Origin of the sequence: Dyadobacter soli (assembly GCF_900101885.1) — a bacterium.
Classification (GTDB): Bacteria; Bacteroidota; Bacteroidia; order Cytophagales; family Spirosomataceae; genus Dyadobacter; species Dyadobacter soli.
Genome location: NZ_FNAN01000011.1, coordinates 86,825 through 98,050 on the forward strand (window position 1 = coordinate 86,825; position 11,226 = coordinate 98,050).

Genomic DNA, 11,226 nt, shown 5'->3' on the forward strand with positions numbered 1-11,226 from the left:
TGCACCAACTGTATTTTTAATGGCATGAATTGTCATTGCGCGTGAACCTGGGCTATCCCGTCGGGCAGAAGCGGGATCGTCACGGAGAATAGCTCTTCATTTTCCTGAATATCCAATGTGCGGGAAGTAAAAGTGCGCAGTTGCGCTGAAAGCCCCCGCAGGCCCGTGCCGGTGGCGCCGAGGGTGCGGTGGCGCATCTGAACATTGTTGGTAACCCTGATCGCCCGGTCGTCGGTGAGGGCGATGGTGATCGTCAACGGGCGGCTGGTGGATAATATGTTGTATTGGACGGCATTGTCGACCAGTATTTGCAGCACGAGCGGCGGGATAGTCAGGTCGGGCGGGCAGCGGCCGGGGAGGTGCACCACGAGCGCATCGTGGTGGCGCACATTCAGCAGCCGCACATATACTTCGAGGAAACTGAGTTCGGATTGCAGCGGTACAAGTTCCGTACGCCCGCCTTGGAGCATATAGCGGTAAATGCGGGCCAGGTCTTCCACAAAATCCTCGGCCTGCATCGGGTCGGCGTTGATGAGCGACGAAAGCGTATTCAGGCTGTTGAACAAAAAATGCGGGTTAACCTGTCCTTTCAAGGCGTCGAACTCTACTTCCAGGGTCTTGCGGGCTAGTTTTTCGTCGTCGGCCTGGTCGTTTTTCCACTGTTGCAACGCATAGAACAACCCGAGCAACGCGCAGATAAATGCATCGCAGAGCAAGCCCACCAGTGCCATCGGCCAGATCGTGGCCCAACTGAAATCGACTTCAAGTCCCGGCACGAGACTGTAAATCCAGATATCGAAAACCATCAGGAGCACGGTCGCCACGGCTAGTTTCCAGAGCATTCTCAGCATTTGCCGGATGATCTGTCCCTCCGCCGCACTGCCGGCCGTTTTGCGTATCACGATCGTCAGGATCACCACCGAAAACCAGTAAAGCACCAACGCGAGCGCCGTCCCGGTCAGGAAAGTGGGCAAATGAAGAAAGTACCGTTCGCCCAGCACATAATAGTTGCCCAGCGCAAAGCAGACGGGCATCATCGCGAGATGGTACCACCATTCATACTTCGAAAAAAAGGCCGGTTTCATGGTTAGGTGTCTGATAATGGACTGAACAGCGTGCAAAATTAAAAGAATTCGGAAAGCGGTTGGTATTACCGTTGCCGGCTGCTACTTTCCGGTAGACATTTCGATCCCTATTTTTATTTTGAATGAAAATAATCAGCATTGCGCGGTTTAATAATTTGTAATTAAACTAAATAGGGTATTTCTTTGCTGCAAAAGCGTTCAGCCGCGTTTTTGAGCTTCAAAAGCGCATTTGCCGACCGCTGTCAACCCAAACTGCATTCATGTCTCAGAAAAAGACAGCCTTCGGCAAGCTCATCGGAACGTTACACCTCTGGCTGGGGCTGGCCTCCGGGATCGTGATCATTGTATTGGGCCTCACCGGCGCGATTTATGTTTTTACAGACGAACTCAAACCGTTGGTTTACCAGGACCGTCTTTTTATTCAACCAGAAAATAAACCTAAACTCCCGCTGAGCCAACTGCTCGCCGCTGCCCAAAAGGCGGTGGGAGAGAAGCGGCCCGTGACGCGCGTGGAAATATCCTCGCAGCCCGACAGGACATATATTTTCAGGGCGCTGAAAGTCGATAAGGATGGTTTTTCACATTGGGATTATTACAAATATTACTTCCGGGCGTATGTGAACCCTTACAATGGCAAGGTTGTAAAGCTTGAAAATTCCGAAAACGAGTTCTTTACCGTCATTCTCGGGCTTCATATGCGAATGCTTTTCGGCGAGAAAATAGGGCATGCGGTGGTCAGCTATTCGGTGCTGGCTTTTGTATTGATACTTATTTCGGGGCTGGTACTGTGGTGGCCTTCGAAATGGAATAAGTCGGGTACGGACAAGAGCTTCAAAATCAAATGGAATGCCAAATGGAAGCGGGTCAATTACGATTTACATAATGTATTGGGCTTCTATGCGTGCGTGCTCCTTTTTATGAGCGCGGTTACCGGCCTGGTGTGGGCATTCGACTGGTTCGAAAAAGGTGTGAAAACCATCGCCGATGGCGGAAAGCTGGCCGAGGTTCCGGCTGTTTTCTCCGATTCGACCCAAAATAAGGACATAACAGCCATCGACCGGGTGTTCGCGACATTGCAAACCGACCAGCCGACTGCCTACGGTTATCTCATCAATTTCCCGGCGGCAGGCAAATTGCCCATCAATGCATCTACCTACTTAACAGGTAGCAACCGCTACGACCGTATCCAGGGGCAGTACGACCAGTTTACCGGCGCAAAACTGCGCTCCCGGTCCTTCGACGAACTGACCAACGGTGAAAAAGCCTACGCCATGAATTTCGACCTGCACGTAGGTGCCTGGGCGGGGTTAACGAGCAAAATCCTTACTTTTTTCGCGGGATTGATCTGCGCCAGCTTGCCTGTTACCGGTTTCGTGATCTGGTGGGGACGGCGGAAGAAGGAAGTTAAAGGAGGAAAGGGAGTAAGGGGAGGAAAGGGAGGAATGGTTGCTCCTGTCCGGGCGGGTGCCGGGAAGGTCGGCCGGCCTGCTTTTGTATCGATGTCATCCCGCTTGTCCGAGGAAGAAAAATAAGCCGATTACAGCCGAAGAGAATATCAGCCAGCCCCAGAATATCCTCGCGGGCGGCATACTCCCATGCATGAGCACGCGTATGCCCAAAGGCAGCAATGCCACGCAGGCGCAGCCCGTAGCGATCACCGACATAACAGTGCCGCCCTTCAACACCCCGATCATCAGGGCCGACATCATGGCCAGCGCCACCACACCCCAGGGCGGCAGCGTCCCCGACAGCCATGCACCAACGGCAAGTACCGCCCAGCCAAACAAAATAGCCCCCGAAAGTGTGGAAACGATGTGAAATGCGCCGTAAGATTGCGCAACTACTTCCGTTGCCTTCGGTAGGCCCAGGGTATTGACCAGCTGAAATGCCAGGTGGTTGATCCCGGAGTGGAACGTCCTCGCAAAAAGCCCGAACAATACCAGGCTGCCACCCCAGACGGCCCACATCGGCTTGGTACGGCCGATCAGGTTGGCAAGTGTGATAATGGCCGGCCACAGCAGCATGTTACCTGCCAGGAACAGGCTGTAAGCGGTGAACATCAGCGTGGGATGGCTCTGGTAGGCGCTCAGCTGTGCCGGAAAGAAGAAATCGAAGCGGAACTTCAACAGCTCGCCCGCGAGCAGCAACACGGGCGCAAGCACGAGCGAAATGCCGCCCAGCCAGCGCCCGGGAAATGGGAATTGTTGTTCTTCAAAAGTGTTCATGGTTAATAGTTTTAACAAAGCTATGCAATGTTAGGTACTATGCATTGCATACTACATAATTGGCGATATAAATGGTTGTACGGCAGCAGCCCTTACTCCTGACCGCCGCATCTCGGCGTTGGCGGTTCCACTGGGAAACAAATCAACCGGATCAGTTCAGCTTTGCAAAATAATGTAGATCAGCAGCGGAAATAGTAGATAACCGGCTCATTGTCGCCTCAGCCGCGCCACGTATCCGCCGCCCGGCGCCAGCTTGATTTGCAAAGTGTTTTTAGAAGTAAGCACTGCTTCCGAGAGCCGGTAATCGGCAGGGTAGCGGTCGGCGTTGATGCCGTCTTCACAAATGGTGGCACTGTAATTTCCGGGAGGCAGAAAATCGAGTGGAATGGTGAGTTCCCGCGCGGTGGAATCGTTCAGCGCGCCAATGTACCAGTCGGAGCCCTTTTTTCGTGCAGTAACCACGTAATCGCCGAGGCGGGCATCAAGCATGCGGGTCGTGTCCCAGACGGTCGGGATACTGCCCAGCAGCTCCATGAATGCGGGTTCCTGCATGCCTTGTGAAGGATTTCCGGCGAAGAACTGGACCGGACTTTCGTATACCACGAACATCGCCAGCTGCTGCGTCCGGGTGGTGAGCGACATTACGTTCTCGGGCATCGCGTGGAAGCCTTTGGCCGTCGCATTGTTGAGCATTCCGGGCTCGTAGTCGAGCGGGCCGCCGAGCATGCGGATGAACGCGAGCAGCACATTATGCTCGGGCGTAGCTTTGGCGCTCCACATGTTGTATTCCGAACCCAGTACCGCCTCGCGTGCGATAGCGTGCGGGAAGGTGCGGTTGAACCCGGCCGGTTTGAATGCGCCGTGAAACATGAGCATGATCTTGTGCCGTGCGCAGGCCTCGGCTACTTTGTAAAAAAACTGCACGGCCTTCTGATCGTCTCGGTTGATGAAATCGGTCATGATGAAATCCACGCCCCATTTGCTGAACTGTTCCAGGGCCGGTTCGAGTTGCTTATCGAGCGTAAGCGCGAGCGTCCACATACTCACCCCGATGCCCTTGCTTTTCGCATAGGCCATGATCTCGTCCATGTCAATATCCGGATTGATTTTGAACAGATCATTGTTGTCGCTCCAACCGGCGTCCATCATAATGCGCTCGAAACCAAAGCGTTTGGCAAAATCGATATAGTATTTATAAGTAGCGGTATTGATGCCGCTTTTAAAAGGCACATTGAAAATATTGGAAGTGATAATCCATTCGTCCGTGGCTTTGCCGGGTTTGATCCATGACACATCCCGTACCCGCGAGGGGCTTGCGAGCCTGTAAACGAGGTCGTTACCGGGTAAGTCTTTGTCCTCCGGTGCAATAATGAGCACGCGCCACGGAAATGCACGGGTACCTTTGGTGCTGGCGAGAAATTCGGCCCGCTTGGAAACGTAGCGTGTGGAATACAATTCTTTGGTTTCCGTTTCCTCCGCCGGGTAAGGAGCGAAATGCCCGAACAAAGCCTTTTCCCCGGCGCCGCTGAGGAACATGCCCGGGTAATCTTCCAGATCGGATTCTGTAATCCCGATTTTAGGCGAATCTTTTGGTGCGACGAGAACAGGGGAGAAAAGCAGGTTTTTGGAATGAATGCTTTCGAGCGGCTTGATCGTGTACGGTTCCTCGAAACTGGTATGGTAAATGTCCATATTCGACGGCGGCGGCACTTCAGGAAAATATACCGGATGATTGGCCGGAAAGCGAAATGCGGCCGTCTCGGAGCGAACGGCGATCTCGCCCGGGAATGCCGTGGCAATGCGGTAAGCGACCCCGTCGTCGTACACCCTGAAAATGACCGCAAATGCATTGCGCAAGGTAATTTTAAGCTCCTTGTACCTGTCGGGAATGCGGATGCGCTTTTCGGGTACCGGCGAAATAATGGTTTCGTTTATATTCCTTTCGGTAAACTGTGCCTTTGCCAGGCCGGTGGAAAGTTTTTTACCGTCTGAAAGCACCATATCGATTTCCGATGGAGACAAGATCAGCTGGTTTTTGAAATACACACTATAACGCAAGTCGTCGTGCACGTAAGCTACCAATCTGATAGCGCCGTTCGGAGAAGAAATTTCGCGCGTGGTCTGTGCGTGCGCATACGTGAACGAAGCCAAGAGGAAATGGAGGAGTAGTAGTTTTTTCATAGCGGCAATGATTGGGGTGCGGGCAAATGCAATGTACGGGATAATGTACGATGTGAAAAGTTTAGAAAGACTAAAAATCCCGGGGACAGCTTTTGACGGCTGTAATAATAATTACTACAAGTAACCTATTTGATACTTGTAGTATCCATAATGTATTTAAACATCAACAAATGGAGGACTTATATTATTTCCCGTACTAATCATTGAGGCAGAGTTAGTTTTCTTTTGCGCCGACTTGTCGTTTCGGAGTTTTTGGGAAAAGACCATTTAGATAACTTAAAGCTTAGGTATAATTGTGACCACCAAACTACTTCTACGGTGTAAATGTTATATTCCGGTTCTTTTTTATGGTTAATCCTAATCCTAAAATAATAAGTGTTTGCCGGATTCACAATCCGATCGCAAACTCATGGGATACTATGACGGGATTACTAATTGGAATTTATTTTTTGTAACCGTATGAGACAAGATTGTTTTGCAAACAGTGTTTGGCATTATAGCGGCGGGCGCGTTTTTACCCACAGCGTAAATTTCAGCCTGGTACTAATGCCCGAATGTCGGACAGTCAATCGGATATTGGAATCGGACGGCAATTGGAAGTGTGATTTAAAATGTCGGCGGCCGCGGTTGTATTTAAAACCAATTATTGAAAATCCGGGAATAAAAAACGTTTAATAAAAACGGCATGGCGGGCATTAACGGCGTAATTTTTTTTCACGAGTTTTAGCCCATTATTTATTACAAAAAGTATTTTAATAAAATGTTAACTTCATTACTTTTGCGAAAGTAATAATCCACCAGCAACCTGTAATTTATTTATGAAAGCAAGAGCAATTAAATTCTTTTCTCCCGAGGATAATGTTTCGGTAACGAAAAAACCTCAGGAACAACCAAAGCCAACCGGCTATGTTTCCTCCTCCGGCAAGCTTGTTCTTCCTCCCAAAACTTTGGAAGAATTAGGTATCGAACCTGAAACGGCTCGCTTTAAAATCGGAGCACAGCAAGGTAAAAGAACCTTGAAGCACCTTTATCTGATCCCTAGCTCGGATGAAGACGGGACATTCGTTCTTACAAGAAGCGGCCGCGGATATTCTATCCCGCTGGAACTGATTCTTCGCAAAGGCGGTGTGGATTTTGAAAGCACTAAATACATTTTTGAGGTAACCCTCTTTAATTATGAAGAAGGCGTTGTCGGTTTTGAACTCACTTTGGGAACAGAAGAACCCAAGCCGGCATACACTGGTAAGCCCAGGGGCCGCAAACCGAAGAATGCAGTGGTTGCTGAATAATACAAGAAAGGGTCCGCAAAACGGACCCTTTTTTGTTAAGTACTGATAAACAGGAAGCCCGCCTCAGTTATCCAGCGTATTCCTGACAAGCTCCGGGATCCCGAAAAGGTTTTTGCGGCTGTCCACCGCGAAACGCCGCTCCGCAAACCCCGCAATTACCAGCCAGTTGAGCGATTCATAAACGGTCGCGGGACTGATTTTAATCCCGCGACTGCGCATGTCGCGCCATAATGTATCACCATCCGTAAATTCGTTGGTCACCAGCAATTGATCGGCCACAATTACCCGCTTTTCGGCCAGTCTTATTTTGTGACGGATACAATAGGCGCTGATTTGTTCGTACAGGGACATGCGAATGAATTACGCTTTAAAATTATTTTGCAACATCCACCAGCACGGTAGCGCTGCGCCAGAATGCTTTGTATTCTTTTCCGTTATGGTTGCCGGTTTCTTTCCAGCTTTTGGATGCCTCGATGTAATAGATACCCGGCCAAAGCGGAACGAATTCTGCCAAACCTTTTTCATCCGTGCTGATTTGTTTGCTCCATCCCGAAGGTGAAGCCACAGTCACGTAAAGTTTTTCATTTCCATTATTCTTGAAAAATCCGCGAAGGTTCAGCGGGCTGTTTACTTTATAAGTTTTGGCAGGATCTGCAAAAACATTCAATTCGTTGGCATTCGCGCCTGGATTATTACCCGCATCGGCTTTTCCGACAGTTACTAATGCACTGGCATTGAACTGATAAACGGTAGTGCCGCCCAGTTCTTTCGACGTGTGGCCTACCGATAAAGTGTATACGCCCTGCTGATCGGGTGTGAACTCGGCGGTGAAGTGATCGTCGGCCGCTACGGTAGCCAATTTGGTACGTTTCTGATCGGGAGCGGTGAGCCAGAGTTCGAAATCCTTCACGTCGGAATACCATTCTCCGAGCTTTTCAGGCTTGTCGCCGGGCTCTGCGTAAATGATTTTAACAGACTGTTTCTGACCGGCTTTACCTTTGGATGCAGTCTGGATCCACAGGGCGTGAGCGAAGAGTTGCGCCGAGCAGCAAAGCAGGAAGGCGGCGATAAGGAGTTGTTTTTTAAACATGATTTGAGAAAAATGAGTAGTAAAATCGAGCTGCAAATATAGTTTATTTGTAATAAGTCCAAATAATATTTGAATTTAATAAACAAAAAAAAGCCCCCGGCAGGACCGGAGGCTTCTGATTGCTAAATGATTGCTTAGTGACTCACCGTAACCTTGCCGGTAATAACCGAGCCGTCGGTATGAGTGATGGTAACGACGTACAAGCCGGGTTCCAGGGCACTCACATCGAGTGAGCCGTTGTCGAGCTTGCGTGTGCCCAGCAGACGCGTACCCGTGAGGCTGCGCACGCTTACTTCGCGGATCTGCGAAGCATTCTTGAAAGTAAGCAGGCCATTGGCAGGGTTTGGATAAACCGGACTGATGCCATTCTCTGCAAATACGACGCTTTGAATGCTGCTGTACGTATAAGTATGGTCGAAGTCGATCATTTTCAGGCGGTACAGGTTTTCGCCGGCGGCAGGGTTAGTGTCCTTAAAACCGTAGTTCACGAGTACCGAGCTTTCGCCTTGTGAACGTACCGTGCCAATGCGCGTCCACTTGCGGCCATTGGCGCTCCGCTCGATCTCGAAACGGTCGCTGTTGGTCTCCATGGTCGTTGCCCAGCTGAGCAGCGCGGTCTGTCCTTCGGCCGCAGCCTTGAAGGTCACGAGCGTTACGGGCATCGGACATGCCGTGGTGACGTTGATCACCGCTTCCGCAGCAAGCCCGTTTTCGTCCTGGACGGTGTAGCGAACCGACGCCACGCCGTTGAACCCATTAACCGGGGTGAATTTGACAACGCCCGTGGTCGTATTCACTTCGAACACACCTACCGAGACATCCAATGTGGTAACGGGCGCAAGCGTTCCGGGCGTGATGAGACGAACCGTCGACGCTACCAGCGGACTGCTGCCCGGTTGGTCATTGGCAAGCACATTAATGTCGATCGCCGCGCAGGTGGTATTTACATCGTCGTCGAGCGCACCGGGTCCCACGGCCGAGTTGGGGCAACGCGCACCGTCGTTGATGCTCGAAAGATCCAGCTTTTTGAATGGCGTTGCCACCGGTGCCTGTGTAAACGGATCGGGGATTTTGTACATCGTCTGATTGTCGTTGTTGCCCACGTACAGGTTACCCAATGCATCGAAGAAAACGGCGCCGTAATTGCCGGAAGGAAGGTTGGTTACCGTTCCGAGGCTGGTACGCACACCGTTGGCGCTGTTGTGTTTGTACAATGTGTTGCCAATGATCGAGTAGAGCTGGCCGTCGGCTGAGTTGTAGGCCCAGTCGTTACCTGCCGAACTGGTAGGGAAGGAGCTCACTTGCAGGAAGTTCGCACCGGCATTCAGGTTCACCTTCTTCATCGTGCCCGACGAATAGTAGAGGTACATAAAACCGTCGGTACCCACGTCGCCGGTAAAACTGGTTTGGGTGGAAGGCAATGCAGGAACCGCATATGTCTGCGCCGAGCCGTCGGCACCAAGCCTCACCACCCGGTTGCTGTTGCTGTAAACCTTACCCCACAGGTAGTTATCGACCACATTATACCCGAATGCATTCACCATTTTACCGGAACCAACATTAATGGTCGATACCAAAGTGTTTTCGCCGGTTGAAATATCGAGGCGGTAAAGGTTGGTAGCGCTGATGATGTACGACATGCCGTCTTCGCAGGTAAGCGGCTCCGGCGAGTCGATGACCGATGACGGGCAGCGCGCACCGTCGTTAATGGTCGGCATGTCCAGGTTCCGGAACAATGTCGCCGACAATGTAGCGCCATCGGGGTTCAGGATTTTGTACACGTTCTGGTTGTCGTTGTTACCGGCATACAAAGTTCCGTTGGCGTCGAAGAAAATGGCCCCGTAGTTACCAACCGGCAGCCCGGATACTACGCCACGGGTAGTACGCGTGCCGTTGAGGGGGTTATGTGAATATAAGGTATTATCGATAACCGAATATAGCTGGCCGTCTATCGGGTTGAAGCCCCAGTCGTTGCCCGAGGACGGCGAGGCGAACGAACTTACCAGCAAGAAGTTAGGCCCCGCATTGAGGTTCACTTTCCGCATGAAACCGGTGTAATGCAGGTACAGGAAACCGTCCGAGCCCACGTCGCCGGTGAATGCGGTAGCGTCGTCGGGCAGGGTAGTGGCAAAGCTTTGCGTAGAACCGTCGGCGCCAACGCGGGCTATCTGGTTGGTACCACTGATCACCGTTCCCCAAATGTAGTTGTCGACCGTATTGTAACCCATCGCATTCAAGATATGACCGTCTCCGAGTACGAGCGTTTTGACGAGCGAGGTCGTTCCCGAGGTCATATCCAGTTGGAACAGGTTGGAAGCATTGAGCACATAGGAAACGCCCGGCTCGCAGGTAAACGGCACCTGGTCGGTGATGGTGGGCAATGCGCCCCGGCAGCTCGCACCGTCGGAAGGAGCGGTAATGATGCTGTTGCCGGATGAATACACGGTCGCGACTTTGTCGGTATTGCTCGCAACGCCGGTGATTTTGTAGGTGGCTTCTGTCCCGGACGCATACATATTGCCCGATGCATCAAAGAAAACATGTGAGCCTGCATCGCCTGTCAGCCCGGCTACCGCGCCTACGACCACACGTGCGCCGGTAGAAGGGGCATAGCGGTAGAGGTTGCCGGCAATGATCGAGTAAAGCTGGTTATCGACCGGATTGAATGCGATGTCCAGCACAGCACTGACCACGGATGACACCGACGACAGGCGTTGCGGCGTAGTTGCCGGAAGCGCCGGAGTAAGGTCGACGCGTTCGATAACCCCTGCGCCGGTGTTGTACAAATACAATACACCGCTCGCAGTCACGTCGCCGGCTAGGTAGGTAGCAGCGGGAAGGCCTGAAATGGCAAATGAATCATACGTACCGTCGCTACCGATCCGCACGACTTCATTGGTACCCGACCGGTGCGCCCACAGGTAATTGTCCTGGACATTGTACCCGAGTGCGCTCAGCTCGGTATTGGTAACGTCGGTGATGATCTGGTCTTTGATCAGCGTGGTGGTGCTTGTGCGCGGGTCGTACGCGTACAGTGCGGAAGGCGATCCCTGGATCATGTAGAAGGGCGAGTTGCCGTCGCATGTGAATGCGGGCGGCTGCGCTTGCGCGCGTAATGCGGTCAGCCAGCACAGGAATACCAGCAATGTCCCGCAATTTCTGACAAACCGAGGACAGGTAGAGAGTTTCTTCATCATTAACAGATCGTTATGTATGTATGAATTGATTTTACCTCCGGCCCTCGTGGAAGGAGCAGGACCGGGGAACATTCAAAACTATACACAGCCGATATGAGGCTTTGTACACGCGAAGGATGGTTTTTGAAGAAATATCTCTACAAAAAAACAGGTGTAATT

General features: G+C 51.6%; 8 protein-coding genes. 2 read left to right on the forward strand and 6 right to left on the reverse strand.

All coding sequences use genetic code 11. The features are described from left to right. Positions 1–32 precede the first annotated feature (32 nt). Positions 33–1,085 carry a sensor histidine kinase gene (locus tag BLQ88_RS18815; RefSeq protein WP_229212749.1) on the reverse strand — a complete coding sequence of 351 codons (1,053 nt, stop codon included), beginning with the start codon at positions 1,083–1,085 and terminating at the stop codon, positions 33–35. A gap of 260 nt (positions 1,086–1,345) precedes the next feature. Between BLQ88_RS18815 and BLQ88_RS18820 the strand changes: the two genes are divergently transcribed. Continuing rightward, a complete protein-coding gene (locus tag BLQ88_RS18820) occupies positions 1,346–2,617 on the forward strand; it encodes a PepSY-associated TM helix domain-containing protein (RefSeq protein ID WP_090153345.1) in 1,272 nt (423 codons plus the stop codon). On the opposite strand, the gene BLQ88_RS18825 is transcribed toward BLQ88_RS18820, so the two are convergent. After that, positions 2,588–3,310, reverse strand: a complete 723-nt coding sequence (locus tag BLQ88_RS18825) for a hypothetical protein (protein WP_218132925.1) — start codon at positions 3,308–3,310, stop codon at positions 2,588–2,590. The genes BLQ88_RS18820 and BLQ88_RS18825 overlap by 30 nt on opposite strands. A gap of 207 nt (positions 3,311–3,517) precedes the next feature. Then, a complete protein-coding gene (locus tag BLQ88_RS18830; RefSeq protein ID WP_090153347.1) occupies positions 3,518–5,491 on the reverse strand; it encodes a glycoside hydrolase family 97 protein in 1,974 nt (657 codons plus the stop codon). A gap of 818 nt (positions 5,492–6,309) precedes the next feature. Between BLQ88_RS18830 and BLQ88_RS18835 the strand changes: the two genes are divergently transcribed. Next, the gene (locus BLQ88_RS18835; RefSeq protein WP_090153349.1) at positions 6,310–6,780 is read left to right on the forward strand and encodes a hypothetical protein; all 471 of its coding nucleotides are present in this window, start codon (positions 6,310–6,312) and stop codon (positions 6,778–6,780) included. Positions 6,781–6,843: 63 nt separating this feature from the next. On the opposite strand, the gene BLQ88_RS18840 is transcribed toward BLQ88_RS18835, so the two are convergent. From BLQ88_RS18840 to BLQ88_RS18850, 3 genes are all read right to left on the reverse strand, one after another. Next, on the reverse strand, positions 6,844–7,131 hold the full coding sequence (locus BLQ88_RS18840; RefSeq protein WP_090153351.1) for a transcriptional repressor: 288 nt from the start codon (positions 7,129–7,131) through the stop codon (positions 6,844–6,846). A gap of 22 nt (positions 7,132–7,153) precedes the next feature. After that, positions 7,154–7,870, reverse strand: coding sequence for a DUF4198 domain-containing protein (locus tag BLQ88_RS18845; RefSeq protein ID WP_090153353.1), 717 nt, complete (start codon positions 7,868–7,870; stop codon positions 7,154–7,156). A 134-nt stretch (positions 7,871–8,004) separates the two neighbouring features. Beyond that, positions 8,005–11,067 (reverse strand): T9SS type A sorting domain-containing protein, encoded by a 3,063-nt coding sequence (locus BLQ88_RS18850; protein ID WP_176885021.1) that lies wholly within the window; start codon positions 11,065–11,067, stop codon positions 8,005–8,007. Between the last annotated feature and the right edge of the window lie 159 nt (positions 11,068–11,226).